Raw genomic sequence first — 17317 nt, forward strand, 5'->3', positions numbered from 1 at the left:
AAGAGGATGAGAGACATGGAAACGAAGAACGTCGCGATCGTCGGCATCGAGAACAGCCACGCCGAGGAGATCATCCGCTACCTCAACGTCGAGCGGCCGGATGACGTGCCGGTGCGTGTGGTGGCGCTCGTCGCGGGCGAGGACGACCGCACGCGCGAGCTCGCGGAGCTCGGCGGCATCGAGCGGATCGTCGCCGAGTCGGGCGACCTGCTCGGCAGCATCGATGCGCTCATCGTCACCTCGCGCGACGGGGCGCTGCACCGGGCGCACGCCGTGCCGTTCCTCGAGGCGGGAACGCCGGTCTGGGTCGACAAGCCGCTGGCGGCGAGCGTCGCCGATGCGCACGAGATCGTCGCCGCGGCCGAGCGCGGTGGCACGGTGCTCACCTCGTCGTCGGCGCTGCGCTGGGTGGCCGACACCGACGCGATCGCCGAGGGCCTCGGGTCGATCGGCGAGCTGCAGGCGGTCACCGTGACCGGACCCGCGGATGCGGCCAGCCCGTACAGCGGCATCTTCTTCTACGGCATCCACATCGCCGACGTGGCGCAGCGCCTCGTGCCGGGGGAACCCGAGGACACCGACGTGCAGCGCCTCCCGGGAGGGGTCGTCGCGCGCTACCGTGTCGGCGGCGTGCTCGTCACGCTCGAGTTCATCCGCCCCGACGGCGACGGTCAGGTGCCGTTCCGCGCGACGGCTGTCGGCGGCCACGGGGTCATCAGTCGCGACATCGTGCTCGGCGCCGACTACGTGCAGCCCGGCGTGGACGCGTTCGCCGGCATGCTCGCGACGGGGGAGGCCCCGATCCCCACGGCGCAGCTGCTCGCACCGATCGCGGTGCTGGAAACTGTCGCCCGCGCCACGGCGGCCATCGCCGTCTGACCCTGTGCAACGCGGTGCAGGGATCACGCCCCCGAAGGTCGTGATCGCTGCATCGCGCTACCCGCACGCACTGACTTATCCCTGGTAATCAAACAGAAACACAACCGTTACACCCTCTTCAACGAAGAAGCTATTGTAATGCAACCGTTTGCACGTTAGCGTGAGAAATGGTTGAAACACCCGTTCATCGGGCGCCTTTCGGGCCCGTCGAGGAAGACCATGGAGGAACGAGAATGGCAAGACGCACTGTGATCGCAGCGGCCGCTTCACTGGCCGCGGTGCTGGCCGTCACCGGCTGCAGCTCAGGCACCGGGAACGACGGAGGCGACGCCGACAGCGGAGACCTCCGCGTGTGGCTCATGCAGGATTCCGTGTCCGAGGATGCGGTCGCGTGGCTCGAAGACGAGTTCGCCGCCCAGAACCCCGGCTCCACGCTGACGGTGGAGATGCAGCCCTGGGATGACATCGTCTCCCGGCTCCAGACCTCGCTCGCGAGTGAGTCCGAGACCCCCGACATCGTCGAGATCGGCAACACCAAGACCGCGACGTTCGCGAACGTCGGGGCGCTCGCCGATATCTCCGACCTGTACGACGAGGTCGACGGCGACGACCTGATCCCCAGCTTCGTCGACCAGGCGACGCTCGACGGCAAGACCTACGCCTACCCGCTCTACGCGGGCACCAGCGTCGTCTTCTACCGCACCGATCTGCTCGAGAAGGCGGGCATCGCCGCTCCCGTGACGCTCGACGACCTGGTCGCCGCAGCCGCCACGGTGCAGCAGGCGAACCCCGACGGCGTCGAGGGCTTCAAGGGCATCTACTTCCCCGTCGTCGACGTGCACGGGCTCGAGGGCTGGCTGTTCTCCCACGGCGCGAACTACGCCGAGGAGAAGGACGGCGCGTGGGTCAGCGGACTCGACACCCCCGAGGCCAAGGCCGCTCTCGAGCAGATGCAGACCATCTGGCAGGGTTCGGCCCTCGGCGCGCTTGACGCCAAGGAGACCGCGGGCAACCCGTGGGTGCCGTACAACAACGGCGAGGTCGCGATGTTCTCCTACCGCGTCTTCGCACAGGACAGCATCTCCCCCGAGCTCGCCGACGTCACCGGTGTGATGGCGCTTCCCCCGGTCGAGGCCGGCGGCGAGAGCCACCAGTTCCTCGGCGGATCCAACGTCGGCATCGCCGCGAAGTCGTCGCAGCAGGAGCTCGCGAAGAAGGCCATGAAGCTGATCCTCAGCGAGGACTTCATGACCCAGCTCGCCGAGGACTCCGGCTGGGTCCCCGGCAACACCACCTTCGCATCGGCGATCCCCGACGGCATCGTCGACGCCGAGCTGCAGCAGCAGATCGCCGAGACGAGCGCGCTCACCCCGGCGGCGCCGAACTGGGCGATCGTGGAGGGCAACAACATCCCGGTCGACCTGTACTCGGCGATCGCCAAGGGTGAGGACATCGACGAGGTGGTCACGCGCATCGGCGCGAAGATCGAAGCGACCCTCAACGCCGACTGATGATGACCACTCCCGTGATCGATGTCGAGGTCGCCCCCGAGGCGGCCCCGCAGCAGCCCGCTCCCCGCACGCGCCCGCGTCGCGCGCGGGGAGCGCTGCTCCCGTACCTCCTGATCGCGCCGCTCCTCGCGGCGGTGCTGATCGCCCTCGGCTGGCCGCTCCTGCAGCAGTTCGTCATGTCGCTGCAGAAGTTCGGGTTGGCGCAGCAGTTCGGGCAGGAGCCCGAATGGGTGGGCCTGGCGAACTACGGCAGGATCCTGACCGACCCCAACATGTGGGTCGTGTTCTTCCGCTCCGTGCTCTTCTGCGCCGTATGCGCCTCGCTGTCGATGGTGATCGGCATGCTGATCGCGCTGCTGCTGACGAAGGTGAGCAGCTGGGCGCGCATCGCCCTGCAGGTGACACTGCTGCTCGTGTGGGCCACCCCGGCGCTGGTGACCATGGTCATCTGGCAGTGGCTGTTCGACGCCCGCTACGGCCTGGTGAACTGGATCCTCGCGCGCATCGGATTCCCCGACATGGCCGGGTTCCCGTGGACCTCGACCCCGATGGGTGTGTTCACGATCGCCGCGATCACCGTGATCTGGGGCAGCCTGCCCCTGATCGTGTTCATGATCTACTCCGCCCTCACCCAGGTGCCCACCGAAGTGCTCGAGGCGGCGGAGCTCGACGGGGCCGGGCCCTGGACGCGCTTCCGGCACGTCACGATGCCCCTCATCACCCCGGCGGTCATGATCGTCGGACTCCTGCAGATCGTGTGGGACCTGCGCGTGTTCACGCAGATCTACGTGCTGCAGCAGGCGGGCGTCTCGATCGAGGAGACCAACCTCCTCGGCACCTACATCTACCGGATCGGCATCGGCCAGGGCGAGTACGGCGACGCGTCGGCTCTCGCGACGATCGTGCTCATCCTCACGCTGCTGCTCACCTGGAAGTACATCGCGAAGATGTTCGCCCAGCAGAAGGAGGTCTCGGAATGAGTGCCCCGACCATGACCAGGACCACCGACATCGCCGCCGTCGTGCCACCGCGCTCGCGTCGGACCATCGGCAACCGCAACGACACCCGCCGACGCACCTGGAACGGCGTCGCAGTGGCCGCCGCGCTGCTCCTCGTCTTCCCGATCTACTGGATGGTGAACACCGCGCTCTCCGAGAACGAAGAGCTGTTCTCGCGCACGCCGCGGTTCTTCCCGTTCCCGCTGAGCTTCGACAGCTTCGGGAGCATCCTCGCCGACGGCGGCTTCTGGTCGGCGCTCGGCATGAGTGCCGGCGTGACGGCCATCGTGGTCGTGGTCGCCGTGCTGTTCGGGTTCTTCGCGGCCATCGCGGTGAGCCGTTTCCGCTTCAAGGGCGGCGGCCTCATCATCCTGCTCGTGCTCATCGTGCAGATGATCCCGACCGAGGCGCTGTTCATCTCGCAGTTCCGCATGCTCGACGGCTGGCACCTGCTCAACACGGTCGGTGGCCTGTCGCTGCTCTACATCGGCACGGTCGTCCCGTTCACGGTGTGGCTGCTGCGCGGGTTCATCCACGGCATCCCGGCCGAGCTCGAAGAGGCGGCGATGGTCGACGGCTGCAGCCGGTTCGGGGCGTTCATGCGGGTCACGCTGCCGCTGCTCGGACCGGGCATCGTCACGGCATCCGTCTTCGCGTTCCTGCAGGCGTGGAACGAGTACACCCTGGCCCTCGTCGTGATGACGAAGCCGGGCAACGCCACCCTGCCGCTCTGGCTGCAGACGTTCAGCAGCGAGCTGTCGGCCACCGACTGGGCAGGGATCATGGCGGGCGCCACGCTGATCTCGGTGCCCGTGGTCATCCTGTTCCTCTTCGTTCAGGGTCGCCTGGGCGCGGGCATGATGGCCGGTGCCGTCAAGGGCTGATGCCGCAGACGCCGAAGAGCGCCGGTCCTTCGGGATCGGCGCTCTTCGTGCGTGGGGTGTGTGGGGGGATCAGCGGGGACGGATCAGCGGGCGTGGTCGGTGAGCATCTGGAGCACGGCGGGGTCCGCGGCGAGATCGGGCGCGAGCAGGTCGAGCAGGGCGCGATGCGGATCGGCATCTGTCGCGCGTGCGGCCAGCTCCTCCGCGGCGACGTCGTCGAGCGGACGTCCTGCGTGCACCTCGGCGATGACGAACCGGGCCCAGGCGGCGATCGCGGCGATGCCGGCCGCCCCCGTCTCGCCGTCGGCGCGGGCGCGGCGCACCGGCTCGACGATGCGGGCACGCAGCTTGAGACTGCCGTCCGCGGCGATCTGGCGCAGCCGGTGCACGATCGCGGGGTTCGCGAATCGCTCGAGCAGCGCCGTCCGGTAGGCGGGAAGGTCGAGTTCGACGCCGGCTCTGTCGGCGGAGGCATCGAGGCGCCGCTGGGCGAGATCCCACAGGTCGTGGACCAGCGCCGCGCATTCCGGGTCGGCGATGGCCTCGGCGACGGTCTCATGTCCGCGCAGGATGCCGTCGGAGGCGAGAAGGGAGTGCGCACCGTTGAGCATCCAGAGCTTGCGCTGCTCGAACGGCTCGATGTCGTTCGCGATCGAGGCGCCGGCATCCTCCCAGCGCGGTCGGGCGGCGCGGACGCGTCCGCTCAGGATCCAGCTGTGGAACGGCTCGGTCACCACCAGGGCTTCGTCGCGGATGCCCTCACGGGCGGCGACGGCGTCGATGTCGTCTGCCGTGGTGCGCGGGGTGATGCGGTCCACGGAGGTGCTGACCACGTCGACCTGCGCGTCGATCCAGGCGCCGAGGGGAGGGGAGGTGAGCGCGGCGAGGTCGCCGAGCACGGCCCGGAGCACGGAGCCGTTGTCATCGAGGTTGTCACACGGGATCAGCGTGATCGTGCCGTCGGGCAGGGCGTGGCGTCGAGCGTCGAGCGCCCAGAGCAGGCGGGCGGGCATCGTGCGCAGGACGCCGTTCGCGATGGTGTCCGGCGGGTTCTCCCGATCGGCGAAGGCTTCGCCCAGCGCACAGATGTCGGCGGTGATGTCGGGGTCGGCGACGTCGAGGCGGCCGTCCGATCCGCGTCGGTAGCCCTTCTCGGTCACCGTGAGCGTGACGACCGTGACTTCGGGGCGGGTGAGGTAGTCGCGCAGCGCGTCGGTGTCGCCGCCGTCGTGCGCGGCCACGATGCTCTCGATGGTCTCGAGATGGTCGCCCTCCGCGCCGCGCGTGAGGAGGGTGTACACGTCATCCTGTCGTGTGAGCGTCTCGGCGGCATCGGGCGCGCGACCCGTGAACGCGGCGATGCCCCACTCGTGATCGGGATCGGCGTGGGCGGTGTACCAGGCCTGGTGTGCACGGTGGAAGGCACCGAGTCCGAGGTGCACGATGCGCACGGGGGCGCGCGGTAGGGTGCGGCGCGGGCTGTGGGGCACGGGAATCCTCGGGTCGATCGTCGAACCCTGGGGCGGGCCTGATCTCAACCTATGACGCGCGGCGCGATCATGCAAGCGGTTGCAAGACGCGGGTGGATGCGACGGTAGTGGAGGCCCGCTCCCGAACGACCGGCTGCAGCAGCATCCGCACCGGGGTTCGGTCGCCCCCGCGCCCCAGCTGCCGCAACAGTGTGGCCGCCGCGAGGCGTCCGATCTCGCGCTTCGGCGGGGACACGGCGGTGAGCGGGAGCGACGCATCCGCCGCCTCTTCGTCGTCGAAGGCGACCAGCGCGAGGTCGTCGGGAAGCGAGAGCCCCACGCGCCTCAGGTGCGGAAGGAGCGCCGTCGCTTCGCGGTCGCCGAGGCAGACGACGCCGTCGAGTCCCACCGAGAGCGCTCGGTGCGCGTAGTCGGCGAGTGCGGCGTCGTCCCACGAGTCCCGACGCACCACCGCGCCCGGGAGGTCGACAAGGGTCAGATCGTCGATCGCGCGACGGTAGCCGCGCAGCGCGGCATCGGCGGTCGCGGTGTCACGACGCCCGAGGAATCCGATACGCCGACGGCCCTGCCGTGCCAGGTGCCGCACGGCCGCGTATCCGCCCGCGACGACATCGGTGCACACCGCCGAGAGCCCGTCGTCCGGCGGCGAATCCGTCGGCATCCGCTCCATCAGCACCACCGGGATCGGCAGTGCGCGCAGCAGGTCGAGTCGCGCCGTCGGGTCGGTGCGGTGCAGTGTCGGGGTGATCAACAGGCCGTCGCATCCGGCGGCCAGGAGCTCGCGGATGCGGCGGATCTCCAGGGCGTCGTCATACTCACTCGACACGATGCGCACGGTCGCGCCCGCGGCCCGGGCCACTTCCGTGATCCCGTCGACGACCGTGGGGAAGTAGTAGCTGCGCGACGGGACGATCACGCCGATCAGGGGCGTCGTCCCGGTCCAGCGCGCCGACACGTAGGTGCCGGATCCTTGGCGGCGGACCACCACTCCGTCGTCGACGAGCATCCCCACCGCCCGACGCACGGTGTTGATGCCGACCGCGTGCGTCGCCGCCAGAGTCGCCTCCGGTGGCAGGCGCTCGCCCCGTGACCACTCGCCGGCGGTGATGCGGTCGCGGAGCTGCTGCGCCAGGCTCACGAACAGCGGCTGGGTGTTCGGAAAAGCTCCCATGTCGCCCTCCTCGGCCCGTGGATGCCCGTGAGTCTTTGCTATGCAACCGTATTCATTCGGACTCGGTTCGGCAAGGTGTCGGGCACTCGCGGCGCGTGCTGCGGGGATTCGCGCTTCCCTCCGCCGCATCCGGGCGAAAGGGCCGACGCACGTGCGATCGGCCGAGCGAAGTGCAGGGCCGAAGCCGGCGAAGTCCCGATTCCTTCCTCCAGTCATTCCCCTTCTCGGACCTTTCGTTGACCACCGGATGCCCGCGCGTCACGGTGGCAGTCACGACGACTCCGCGCCTGGCGGAGCGGAAGGAGACACCGATGAGACGCACACGCTGGCTGTCGGCGCTGGTCGCCGCGAGCCTTCTCACCGGAGGGGTGGTCGCCGCCGGCGGCGCCGCCTCTGCGGAGACCGTCACGACCGAGCTCGCGATCACTTCGCCCGTCGACGGCGGCACCGTCAGCGGATCGACGCTCACGGTGGAGGGGACGTTCGCGAACACCTCCGAGCTCGTACTCGTCGTGGGGGCCCAGGAGGTGATCCCGATCCCGGTGACCGGCACGGCCGGCACGTGGAGCATCGACATCGACATCGCCGACCGCGACGGGCGACTCGACCTCGCCGTGCGCGCCCTCGACCTCACCACCCTCTACACGACCTGGTCGGAGTTCCTCGCCGTCGAGGTCGACAACCCCGCCGCATCCCGCCCGGTCGTCACGGTCGTCTCGCCGACCGAGGGCGCGTATGCGGGCTCCTCCCTCGACGTGGTCGTCGACGTGGCATCCGACCGCGCGCTGTCCGCCGTCGAGGTGCGGGTGAACGGCGGTGCCTGGCAGGCCGCTGCGGCGCAGGGCGGATGCGAGTACACGGCATCCTTCCCCGTCGCAGGTTCCGAGTTCGCGAGCATCGAGGCCCGGGCGACCGACGTGTCGGGGCACACGACTGACGCGCCGACCACCTACGTCGCGCTCGGTGGAGCCACCGCCGAGACCCCCGTGATCTACGACCAGGACCGCGCGATGTGGATCTGGGAGCGCGCCTCGTACGAGGCCGTGTTCGATGAGGACGCCCGCGACCGCCTCGGCGCCGTAATGGATGACACCACGACGTTCGGGTCCGACCCCATCCGCACGATCTACCTCGGCGTCGACAAGTACGGCACGACCGACATGCTGCGCGACTCGCGTGACGAGGTCGTGGCGTTCGTGGAGTGGGCGCGCGCCCGCGGCTACCACGTGCAGGCCACCGTTGCCGGTGGCACGCGTCCGCCGTATCTGGGCGCCCTGGAGCAGTTCGAGCACTTCGCGGTCGACGAGTTCGAGAAGGTCCTCGACTACAACCTCGCCGTGCCGGAGTCCGCGCGCTTCGACGGCATCAACGTCGACATCGAGCCGTACATCCTCACCGACTGGAAGCTGCCCGACAGCGGCGGCCTCCCGAACCGGTGGCTCGAGATCCTCGACACGCTCATCGAGCGCCGCGACGCCTCCGGGCTGCCGGTGCTGGTCGGGCCCGCGATCCCGCGCTGGCTGGACTCCTCGGCCTGCTGCACCTCGATCACCTGGAACGGCCAGACCAAGCCGCTCAGCGATCACATCCAGGACATGACCGACTACATCGCGATCATGGACTACCGCGACACGGCCGACGGCAGTGCGGGCATCATCGCCCAGGCGCAGCACGAGATCGACTACGCGAACCAGATCGGCAAGCCGCACTCGGTCGTGGTCGGCATCGAGACCAAGGACCTCTCCGGCACGGGTGACCCCGAGACCGTGACGTTCTGGGAGGAGGGACGCACCTACCTCGAGGGCGAGCTCGACAAGACGTACGCCGCGTTCCAGGACGACGCCTCGTTCGGCGGCATCGCCATGCACCACTACGACGACCTGCTGATGCTGCCGTCGGCGTGGGACGACACTCCGCCCGTGTACTACCCCGTGCCGGGTGCGGGACCAGGGGGCCCGGCGCTGCCGTAGGTTCCTGTCGTGGCGGGGCAGTCCCTTCGGGGGCTGCCCCGCTTCGGCTGTCCGGCTCGGTGTCGCGTGTTCGGCTGCCGCGCGTGGGGGTGACCGCTTGAGCTGCCTCGCTGCGGCTGTCCCCCTTCAGGCACCCGGCGTCGGGCACCCGGCTTCGGGCGGACTTCTCCCCCTCGGGCGGACGGATTCGCCGAGAATCTCCTCCCGAGGGGGAGTTCTCCGCCTGAGACCGCGCGAGCCCGTTCGGGTCAGGCGGCCTCGTCACTGCTTGGCCCCCTCGTCGCCGCACAGCTTCGGAGATCGCGCATGACGCGCCGGGCGGATCGACCGAACGGCCGCGTGTCGACGGGGAACTCCGAAGTCGTGCACGAGGTGCCGAAGCCGTGCACGGGAAGTCTGGGGACGCGCGGTCAGCTCTTCGTGAGGTCCTGCGCGAACATCACGAGGATGCCGCTGGGGCCGCGGAGATAGGTGAGCTTGTAGACGTCCTGGTAGTTCGCGACGCCGCGCAGTGGCTGGTAGCCGTGGCGGGCCGCGATTTCGAGCGACTCGTCGATGTCGTCGACCGAGAAGGCGATGCGGTGCATGCCGATCTCGTTGGGAAGGGTCGGTTCCGTCTCGATCGCATCCGGGTGGATGTATTCGAACAGCTCGATCTGGCCGCGTCCATCGGGGGTCTGCAGCACCGCGATCTTCGCGTGGTTGCCGTCGAGTCCGACCGCGGTCGCCGCCCACTCCCCGCTGACCTCGTCGCGACCGAGCACCGTGAGGCCGAGGTCGGTGAAGAAGGAGATGGTGGCTTCCAGGTCGCGCACGGCGATCCCGACGTTCTCGAGTGTGATGGGCATGGGTGGGATGCTACTCGCGCTCGTCCACCCGTGTCAGCGCTAGTGCCCGAGCTTCTCGGCGCAGGCGACGCAGTACTCGGCGAACGGTCGGGCCTGCAGTCGTGCCGCGGGGATCGGCCGGCCGCAGTTCGCGCAGACGCCGTAGGTGCCGGCATCCACTCGCGCCAGCGCGTCGTCGACCTGTCGGAGTTCGGATGCTGCCGCCTCGGCGAGCCCGGTCAGCCGTGACCACTCCGACGAGAGCGTGACGCCCTCAGGGTCGTGTTCGTCGTCGTCGTTCGAGCTCTCGCGGTCGTGGGTGAGCTCGTCGAGGCTTGCGGCCGCCGCCTGCACCCGGGCCTCGGCCTGGACGCGCAACTCCTGCAGCAGCGCGCGTGGGTCAGAACTCATGCGCCCACTCTAGGCATCCCCACCGACACCCCGGCCCCAACCGTCGCACTTTCGCGTCGAGGTCGCAGGATCCAGGCGGAACACTGCGACCTCGACGCGAATCTGCGACGCCCGCCGCCTCAGGCCGAGTGCCCGCTCGTCGGCACCGAGTCGGTCGTCGTCGGAACGGCCACGGCCTTCATGCCGGGGTGATCGCGCTCGAGGGCCGCCCCCTCCATGTCGACGTTCGGCAGGATGCGGTCGAGCCAGCGCGGCAGCCACCACGCCGAACGGCCGAGCAGATGCATGAGCGCGGGCATCAGCAGCATCCGCACCACGAACGCGTCGAGCAGCACGCCGAACGCGAGGCCGAACCCGATCGAGCGGATGATCGTCGACTCCGAGAAGATGAACCCGCCGAACACCGACACCATGATGAGCGCGGCGGCGGTCACGACCGAGCGGCCGGCACGGAAGCCCTGGGCCACGGCATCGCGCGCCGATGCTCCGTGCACGTACGCCTCGCGCATGCCGGAGGCGAGGAACAGCTGATAGTCCATCGCGAGCCCGAACAGGATGCCGACGAGGATCACCGGCAGGAAGCTCAGGATCGGCCCGGTGCTGTGCAGCCCGATGATCTCGGCGCCCCAGCCGAACTGGAACACCGCGACGATCAGGCCGTACGTCGCGAACAGCGAGAGCACGAACCCACCGGTGGCGATGAGGGGCACCAGCAGCGAGCGGAACACGACGATCATGATGAGCAGCGAGAGGCCGACCACGACCACGAGGTACAGCGGCAGGACCCCGGCCAGAGCCTCGGAGATGTCGATGTTGATCGCGGCCTGACCCGCGACGCCGAGGGTGATGCCGTCGCCGATCGCCGGCAGGGCGCGGAGGTCCTGTACGAGCTTCTCGGTGGAGGCGCTGTTCGGACCCTCCTCGGGGACGACCTGGAACGCGAGGAGGGTGTTGTCGTCGGACGTGGCGATCGGAGCGACCGCCACGACGTCGTCCTGGTCGGCGATGGCCTGTGCGATCGTGACCTGCGTGGAGAGCAGATCATCGTCGGTGACGGCGTCGTCGAGGGTCGCGGTGACCAGCAGGGGGCCGTTCGCACCTTCGCCGAACTGCTCGTCGACGGTCTGGAACGCGCGGTAGCTGGTCGAGTCGCTCGGTTCGCTCGACCCGTCGGGCAGGCCGAGTCGCATCGACATCGCGGGGATCGCGATGATGAGCAGCGCGACCACGCTCACGAGCGTGGTGACGACCGCGCGCAGGGTCGACATCCGCTTCACGGGCTTGCCCGCGGCGTGCTCCTGCCCGACCGTCGCGCGAGCGCGGCGGCTGAGCAGACGGTCGCCGACGAGCCCGAGGATGGCGGGCGCGAGGGTGATCGCGACGAGCACGGCGACCGCGACGCACACTGCGCCGACCGTGCCCATGAGGCCGAGGAACGGGACGCCGGTCACGTTGAGCGCGAGGAGCGCGACGATCACGGTCGTGCCGGCGAACACCACGGCGGTGCCGGACGTGCCGGTGGCCAGGCCGATGGATTCGCGCACCGGAACCCCTGCGAGCAGCTGCTTGCGGTGTCGGTTGACGATGAAGAGCGAGTAGTCGATGCCGACCGCGAGGCCGAGCATCACGCCCAGCACCGGTGTCACAGACGCCATGTCCACCACGCCGGAGAACGCGAGGGATGCCGTGACACCGACACCGACGCCGACGATGGCGGTGACGATGGGGAGGGCTGCGGCGATGAGCGACCCGAGCATCACGATGAGGACGATCGCGGCGAACACGAGACCGACCGCCTCGCCGACGCCGAAGATCTCGGGCACGCCCTGCGCGATGTCGGTGCCGAAGTCGACCTCGGTGCCGTCGATCGGAGCGGATGCGAAATGGTCGATCGTGCCCTGCTTGACCTCTTCGGAGAGTTCGAGGCGCGGGTCGACGAACGAGATGTTGACGATCGCGGTGGACCCGTCTTCCGACACCACGCCGATGCCGTCGGCCAGGTCGAGGAGGGTGGAGCCCAACTCCGCCTGGTCGGCGTTCTCCTGCAGGGTGATGCGGGACTGGTCCAGCTTCGCGTTCTGGGCCTCGAGCTCGGCTGCCTGCGCGTTCAACGCCGCCACCTGGGCGTCGAGGGCGGCGAGCTGCTCGGGGCCGGCGCCGGCCTGCTCCGCCTGGGTGCGGGCCGCCGTGAGCTGGGTGAGGCCGGCTTCGATCTGGGCCCTGCCCTCGTCGAGCTTCGTCTGCCCAGCGTCGAGCTGGGCGCGGCCGTCGGTGATCTGCTTCTCGCCGTCGGCGAGCTCTTTCGCGCGATCGGCCTGCTGCTGCTGCGCGTCGAACGGATCGATCACGGAGGCGACGCCATCGAGATCCTCGGCGCTGGCAGCGAGATCGGAGATGTCCTGCTTCTGCTCGTCGGTGAACGCCGAACCGTCGGTGGTCCGATACACGACCGTTCCGGTGCCGCCTGCAGAATCCGGGAGCTTGTCGGCGAGCTCGTCGGTCACGGCCCCCGATGCGGTGCCGGGGATGTCGAAGCTGTTACTCAGCGTGCCCCCCAGTGTGAGGAAGGCGCCGACGCCGAGGCCGAGGATCAACACCCACGACACGATCACCGTCCACGCCTTGCGTGCAGCGAACGAACCCAGACGGTAGAGCAGTGAAGCCACAGTGGTCTCCTTCAGACTCGAAAGATCATACGGCACGTCTCGTCTAGACATCTTTGGCTATCCTGAGAGCATGGTCAACGAGCATCGGAGCGGGCCCGTGCGCAGCACCGCGGCGCGCGAAGCGATCCTCGATGCGACCTCGCGACTCTTCCACGCGCAGGGGTACGACCGGCTCACGATCGAGGGCATCGCGAAGGAAGCAGGGGTCGGCAAGCAGACCATCTACCGGTGGTGGCCCTCGCGGGGTGCGCTCATCGCGGACTGCCTGGTCGACGGGCGCCTCATCCCCGTGGACTTCGTCGTCGCGGACACCGGCGACCTCCAGGGCGATGTCGAGGCGTGGCTGCGTTCGGTGCTGTCGATCCTCGAGGCCCCTCAGGGGCAGGCCCTGCTGCGATCGCTCGTCGCCGCGGCCGCCGATGATGCCGAGGTCGGTGTGCACTTGAGCGAGAGCCTCGGGGTCGAGAAGTACCTGTCGGAGCGCCTGCGCGGCGGCATCCGAGACGGGCAGCTGCCGGCCGATGCACCGATCGCCCAGATCGGCAGGGCCATCCTGGGGGCGATCATCGTGGAGTCGCTCGGTCGTGAGGCTCGCGATCCCGGTGGGGTCGTCGACCTGGTCCGGTACCTCTTCGCCCGCTGAGCTTCCGTCGCGCCGGGGGTACAGGGACTCGGTCATGTCAGGCGGCCTCGCTCGCCGGTTCGCGCTTCTCGCCCCGATCGGTGCCCGAATGCGAAGGCTCCGGCATCGGCTTGGCGGCGAGGTCGGGCGCGCTTGGTCGCCATCGCGTCGACCGCCTCGTCCACCCGATCGCGGCGCGAGGTCAGGACCAGGGCGGTGCCGGTGCCCGCATCCTCGACGATCGTTCGGCGGCTGTCCTGGATGCGACTCATGACACCTCGGGCGAAGCCCCGCAGGAAGCCGCTGCGCGCACGCCGCTTCTCGGACTCCGTGTGCCGGTGGTAGATCTCGCGCTGCACGGACCACCACTTCCGCATCGCGACCATGGCCTGCACCTCGAGACTCGCGGTGAGGGTGCGCACCTGCGTGACGTCGGACGCATACCCGACCAGGAGCAGGCCCGCGCCGACGGGCACCTCCATCCCGAGCGGCCGCACCGTGCCCAGCGCCTGCGCGACACCCGCGCCGATCTCCTGCAGATCCCGGGCGTACACGCCGCTGAAGAGCATCCGCTCCTGAACGATCTGCTCCTGCGTCTGGCCCAGCCGGCCACGGCGTTCGTCGATGCGGGCCTGATCTATGCCGTACTTCACGATCAGCCGCTCGGCGTGCTCGGTCAGAGCCTCCGCCTCTTCCGGTGTCGTGCTCTCGGCCTTCGCCAGCAGCTTCGCGATCAGCTCGAGCTTCGCCTCGGTCATGGCATCCCCCTTGGTGGTGTGTGATGCCTCGAATCCTCCGCGGGGTCACCCGCATTCAGAGGGTCGATCACGGTGCCTGGGGAGAAACCTGTTTCGCGGCGTCCTGGGGAGGGATGCTGTGCGCGGTGTTCGGCGGTGATGCCGTGGCTACTCGAGCCACTCCGTGACGAAGCGGTCGTTCGCATGGATGTGCGTGGCCTCGTATGTGCCGCCGTCGAGCACCTCGAAACGGTGGGAGACGAGCGCGGGGACGACGAGGACCTGCCCTCCGACGCCGACCACCTGATCGTCGCCGACCGTGAACAGCGCGCGGCCGCGACGGATCACGAACGTCTCGGCGTACGGATGCCGGTGCAGACGTGGTCCTCGACCGGGTGTCGTGATGAACTCACGCATGATGCTCACGGGTGAGCCGAGCAGGTACCCCTCGATGTCTTCGTCAGCGGTGACGTCTCTGAGGTGGATGGTCATGGTTCCTCCGTTCCCGCCCGAGGGTACGCCTGGCGAGGCCGCGTCGCACTCTCTCATCGAGGTCGCACGCAATCGTGGAATCCGTGCGACGCGGGGGCGGAACTGCGACGCGGGTGCGGAACTGCGACCTGGGGCGGAGGGGCCGGCCGCTCTCAGCCGAGGATGAGGGTGATCACGGTCGCGCCGCCACCGCCGAGGATGAGCGCGATGATCACGGTCCACGCGACGATGCGGATGCGACGGTTGCGCTTCTCGCCGAGGTCGCCGTAGTCCTCTTCGTTCGGGTTCTGCCGGCTCACGTCGCTCATGCGCTGACCTCCGTGACCGTCGGGCCGAAGTACGAGGGGAGCGTGGCCTGCGAGCGCTCGCGCAGCTCGGCGATCGACACGGTGAAGACGTCTTGCACCTCGAGCTTCGCGCCCTCGGTGTCGGTCACGCCGATGCGCATCACCGGGTAGTCGCGTCCCTCGCAGAGTCCGCGGAACTTCACGTCGTCTTCACGCGGCACGGTCACGATCACGCGACCGGTCGACTCGGAGAACAGGGCGGATGCGGCATCCACGCCGTTGCTCTCGATGATCTCGTTCAGCCAGACGCGGGCGCCGACGCCGAAGCGCATGACGCCCTCGGCGAGTGCCTGCGCGAGGCCGCCTTCGGAGAGGTCGTGCGCCGAGGAGATGAGCCACTCGTCGCGGGCGGCCGAGAGCAGACCCGCGAGGCGCTTCTCGCCCGCGAGGTCGACCTTCGGCGGCAGTCCGCCGAGGTGGTCATGCACGACGTCGGCCCAGGCCGAACCCGAGAGCTCGGTCGAGGTGGTGCCGAGGAGGTAGATGTTCTGACCCTCGTCCTGCCATCCGGAGGGGATGCGGCGCGAGACGTCGTCGATGATGCCGAGCACGCCCACGAGCGGGGTCGGGTGGATCGGCACGTCGCCGGTCTGGTTGTAGAACGAGACGTTGCCGCCGGTGACCGGGGTGCCCAGCTCGTAGCATCCGTCGGCCAGACCGTCGACCGTCTGACCGAACTGCCACATGACCTCGGGGTTCTCGGGAGAGCCGAAGTTGAGGCAGTCGGTGATGGCCGTGGGCACGGCGCCGGTGACGGCGACGTTGCGGTACGCCTCGGCGAGGGCCAGCTGCGCGCCCGCGTACGGGTCGAGCTGGCAGTAGCGGCCGTTGGCGTCGGTCGAGATCGCGAAGCCGAGACCCGACTCCTCGTCGACGCGGATCATGCCGGCGTCGTCGGGGAAGCTCAGTGCCGTGTTGCCGAGCACGTAGTAGTCGTACTGGTTGGTGATCCAGCTCGTGTCGGCCAGGTTCGGCGAGGCGACGAGGGCGAGGAACTGCTCGCGCAGCGTCTCCGGGTCGTTCGCACGCGGCAGGTTCTCGGCGGCATCCGCCTGCAGGGCGTCGATCCACGTCGGGTAGGCGACCGGACGGTCGTAGACGGGGCCGTCGACCGCGACGGTCGAGGGGTCGACGTCGACGATGCGCTCGCCCTGCCAGTCGATGATGAGGCGTCCGTCGCCGGTGACCTCGCCGAGCACGGAGGTCTCGACCTCCCACTTGTTCACGACCTCGAGGAAAGCGTCGAGCTTCTCGGGAGCGACGATCGCCATCATGCGCTCCTGCGACTCCGACATGAGGATCTCCTCGGCCGTGAGCGTGGGGTCGCGCAGCAGCACGTTGTCGAGCGAGACCTTCATGCCGCTGTTGCCGTTGGCCGCGAGCTCGCTGGTCGCGCACGAGATGCCGGCGGCGCCGAGGTCTTGGATCGCCTCGACGAGCTCGCCGCGGTACAGCTCGAGGCAGCACTCGATGAGCACCTTCTCGGCGAACGGGTCGCCCACCTGCACCGCGGGGCGCTTGGTCGGGCCGGTGGAGTCGAACGAGTCGGAGGCCAGGATGCTCGCGCCGCCGATGCCGTCGCCACCCGTGCGGGCGCCGAACAGGACGACCTTGTTGCCGACGCCGGTCGCGTTGGCGAGCTTGAGGTCTTCGTGGCGCAGCACGCCCACCGCGAGCGCGTTCACGAGCGGGTTGGCCTGGTAGACGGAGTCGAAGACCGTCTCGCCGCCGATGTTCGGCAGGCCCAGGCAGTTGCCGTAGAAGCTGATGCCGCTGGTCACGCCGTGCACGACGCGGGCGGTGTCGGGATGGTCGACCGCACCGAAGCGCAGGGCGTCCATGACCGCGACCGGGCGTGCGCCCATCGAGATGATGTCGCGGACGATGCCGCCGACGCCGGTCGCCGCACCCTGGAAGGGCTCGATGAACGAGGGGTGGTTATGCGACTCGGCCTTGAAGGTGACGGCCCAGCCCTCGCCGACATCGACGACGCCCGCGTTCTGGCCCATGCCCACCATGAGGCGTTCCTTCATCTCGTCGGAGACCTTCTGGCCGAAGCGGCGCAGGTAGTTCTTCGACGACTTGTACGAGCAGTGCTCGCTCCACATGACGGAGTACATCGCCAGCTCGCCCGAGGTGGGGCGGCGGCCGAGGATCTCCTTGATGCGCTCGTACTCGTCGGGCTTGAGTCCGAGGGCCGCGTACGGCTGCTCCTTCTCGGGCGTCGCGATCGCGTTCTCGACGGAGTCGGGGACGTGCTGGGGGGAAGGTGCAGGGGCGGTGGTCACGCGCACTCCAAAGGAAGGGGCCGG

General features: G+C 69.2%; 15 protein-coding genes. 6 read left to right on the top strand and 9 right to left on the bottom strand.

Going from position 1 to position 17317, the window contains the following annotated elements:
• The first annotated feature begins 15 nt into the window (after positions 1 to 15).
• The 4 genes from HCX50_RS07870 to HCX50_RS07885 all read left to right on the top strand — a co-directional run bounded on the left by HCX50_RS07870 (position 16) and on the right by HCX50_RS07885 (position 4272).
• Complete coding sequence (locus tag HCX50_RS07870) at positions 16 to 879, top strand: Gfo/Idh/MocA family protein (protein ID WP_167633631.1); 864 nt, start codon at positions 16 to 18, stop codon at positions 877 to 879.
• 233 nt (positions 880 to 1112) lie between these two features.
• The gene (locus HCX50_RS07875; protein WP_167633633.1) at positions 1113 to 2390 is read left to right on the top strand and encodes an extracellular solute-binding protein; all 1278 of its coding nucleotides are present in this window, start codon (positions 1113 to 1115) and stop codon (positions 2388 to 2390) included.
• The gene (locus HCX50_RS07880) at positions 2390 to 3370 is read left to right on the top strand and encodes a carbohydrate ABC transporter permease (protein ID WP_237682402.1); all 981 of its coding nucleotides are present in this window, start codon (positions 2390 to 2392) and stop codon (positions 3368 to 3370) included. The genes HCX50_RS07875 and HCX50_RS07880 overlap by 1 nt, the downstream gene beginning before the upstream one ends.
• Positions 3367 to 4272 carry a carbohydrate ABC transporter permease gene (locus HCX50_RS07885; protein ID WP_237682403.1) on the top strand — a complete coding sequence of 302 codons (906 nt, stop codon included), beginning with the start codon at positions 3367 to 3369 and terminating at the stop codon, positions 4270 to 4272. Before HCX50_RS07880 ends, HCX50_RS07885 begins: the two co-directional genes overlap by 4 nt.
• Positions 4273 to 4355: 83 nt before the next feature.
• On the opposite strand, the gene HCX50_RS07890 is transcribed toward HCX50_RS07885, so the two are convergent.
• Positions 4356 to 5762: a mannitol dehydrogenase family protein gene (locus HCX50_RS07890; RefSeq protein ID WP_244175976.1), complete on the bottom strand. Its 1407-nt coding sequence runs from the start codon at positions 5760 to 5762 to the stop codon at positions 4356 to 4358.
• Between the two features lie 67 nt (positions 5763 to 5829).
• Positions 5830 to 6933, bottom strand: coding sequence for a GntR family transcriptional regulator (locus HCX50_RS07895; RefSeq protein WP_167633635.1), 1104 nt, complete (start codon positions 6931 to 6933; stop codon positions 5830 to 5832).
• A gap of 311 nt (positions 6934 to 7244) precedes the next feature.
• Between HCX50_RS07895 and HCX50_RS07900 the strand changes: the two genes are divergently transcribed.
• Complete coding sequence (locus tag HCX50_RS07900) at positions 7245 to 8903, top strand: Ig-like domain-containing protein (protein ID WP_091033194.1); 1659 nt, start codon at positions 7245 to 7247, stop codon at positions 8901 to 8903.
• A 410-nt stretch (positions 8904 to 9313) separates the two neighbouring features.
• On the opposite strand, the gene HCX50_RS07905 is transcribed toward HCX50_RS07900, so the two are convergent.
• From HCX50_RS07905 to HCX50_RS07915, 3 genes are all read right to left on the bottom strand, one after another.
• Positions 9314 to 9751 (bottom strand): VOC family protein, encoded by a 438-nt coding sequence (locus HCX50_RS07905; RefSeq protein ID WP_167633637.1) that lies wholly within the window; start codon positions 9749 to 9751, stop codon positions 9314 to 9316.
• Between the two features lie 39 nt (positions 9752 to 9790).
• Positions 9791 to 10141, bottom strand: coding sequence for a TraR/DksA family transcriptional regulator (locus HCX50_RS07910; RefSeq protein ID WP_091033190.1), 351 nt, complete (start codon positions 10139 to 10141; stop codon positions 9791 to 9793).
• A gap of 119 nt (positions 10142 to 10260) precedes the next feature.
• Entirely contained in the window at positions 10261 to 12807 is a 2547-nt protein-coding gene (locus HCX50_RS07915; RefSeq protein WP_167633639.1) for an MMPL family transporter, read from the bottom strand.
• 70 nt (positions 12808 to 12877) lie between these two features.
• On the opposite strand from HCX50_RS07915, the gene HCX50_RS07920 reads away from it, so the two are divergent.
• On the top strand, positions 12878 to 13450 hold the full coding sequence (locus HCX50_RS07920; RefSeq protein ID WP_167633641.1) for a TetR/AcrR family transcriptional regulator: 573 nt from the start codon (positions 12878 to 12880) through the stop codon (positions 13448 to 13450).
• Positions 13451 to 13482: 32 nt separating this feature from the next.
• Here HCX50_RS07920 and HCX50_RS07925 read toward each other — a convergent pair whose 3' ends face one another.
• The 4 genes from HCX50_RS07925 to purL form a co-directional block, all read right to left on the bottom strand.
• Positions 13483 to 14187 (bottom strand): DUF2786 domain-containing protein, encoded by a 705-nt coding sequence (locus tag HCX50_RS07925; protein ID WP_167633642.1) that lies wholly within the window; start codon positions 14185 to 14187, stop codon positions 13483 to 13485.
• Between the two features lie 147 nt (positions 14188 to 14334).
• Positions 14335 to 14658, bottom strand: coding sequence for a cupin domain-containing protein (locus tag HCX50_RS07930; protein WP_167633644.1), 324 nt, complete (start codon positions 14656 to 14658; stop codon positions 14335 to 14337).
• A 152-nt stretch (positions 14659 to 14810) separates the two neighbouring features.
• The gene (locus HCX50_RS07935) at positions 14811 to 14966 is read right to left on the bottom strand and encodes a hypothetical protein (RefSeq protein WP_167381597.1); all 156 of its coding nucleotides are present in this window, start codon (positions 14964 to 14966) and stop codon (positions 14811 to 14813) included.
• The gene (gene purL / locus HCX50_RS07940; protein WP_167633646.1) at positions 14963 to 17293 is read right to left on the bottom strand and encodes a phosphoribosylformylglycinamidine synthase subunit PurL; all 2331 of its coding nucleotides are present in this window, start codon (positions 17291 to 17293) and stop codon (positions 14963 to 14965) included. Before purL ends, HCX50_RS07935 begins: the two co-directional genes overlap by 4 nt.
• Positions 17294 to 17317 lie beyond the last annotated feature (24 nt).

The sequence above is a fragment of the Microbacterium sp. B19(2022) genome, assembly GCF_012030385.1.
GTDB classification, from domain to species: domain Bacteria; phylum Actinomycetota; class Actinomycetes; order Actinomycetales; family Microbacteriaceae; genus Microbacterium; species Microbacterium oxydans_B.

Excerpts from the sequence above, each read along its gene's own strand:
- HCX50_RS07885 (WP_237682403.1), top strand. The coding sequence starts at position 3,367 with ATGAGTGCCCCGACCATGACCAGGACCACCGACATCGCCGCCGTCGTG.
- HCX50_RS07930 (WP_167633644.1), bottom strand. The coding sequence starts at position 14,658 with ATGACCATCCACCTCAGAGACGTCACCGCTGACGAAGACATCGAGGGG.
- HCX50_RS07925 (WP_167633642.1), bottom strand. The coding sequence starts at position 14,187 with ATGACCGAGGCGAAGCTCGAGCTGATCGCGAAGCTGCTGGCGAAGGCC.
- HCX50_RS07895 (WP_167633635.1), bottom strand. The coding sequence starts at position 6,933 with ATGGGAGCTTTTCCGAACACCCAGCCGCTGTTCGTGAGCCTGGCGCAG.
- HCX50_RS07920 (WP_167633641.1), top strand. The coding sequence starts at position 12,878 with ATGGTCAACGAGCATCGGAGCGGGCCCGTGCGCAGCACCGCGGCGCGC.
- HCX50_RS07870 (WP_167633631.1), top strand. The coding sequence starts at position 16 with ATGGAAACGAAGAACGTCGCGATCGTCGGCATCGAGAACAGCCACGCC.
- HCX50_RS07875 (WP_167633633.1), top strand. The coding sequence starts at position 1,113 with ATGGCAAGACGCACTGTGATCGCAGCGGCCGCTTCACTGGCCGCGGTG.
- HCX50_RS07880 (WP_237682402.1), top strand. The coding sequence starts at position 2,390 with ATGATGACCACTCCCGTGATCGATGTCGAGGTCGCCCCCGAGGCGGCC.
- HCX50_RS07900 (WP_091033194.1), top strand. The coding sequence starts at position 7,245 with ATGAGACGCACACGCTGGCTGTCGGCGCTGGTCGCCGCGAGCCTTCTC.
- HCX50_RS07910 (WP_091033190.1), bottom strand. The coding sequence starts at position 10,141 with ATGAGTTCTGACCCACGCGCGCTGCTGCAGGAGTTGCGCGTCCAGGCC.
- HCX50_RS07905 (WP_167633637.1), bottom strand. The coding sequence starts at position 9,751 with ATGCCCATCACACTCGAGAACGTCGGGATCGCCGTGCGCGACCTGGAA.
- HCX50_RS07935 (WP_167381597.1), bottom strand. The coding sequence starts at position 14,966 with ATGAGCGACGTGAGCCGGCAGAACCCGAACGAAGAGGACTACGGCGAC.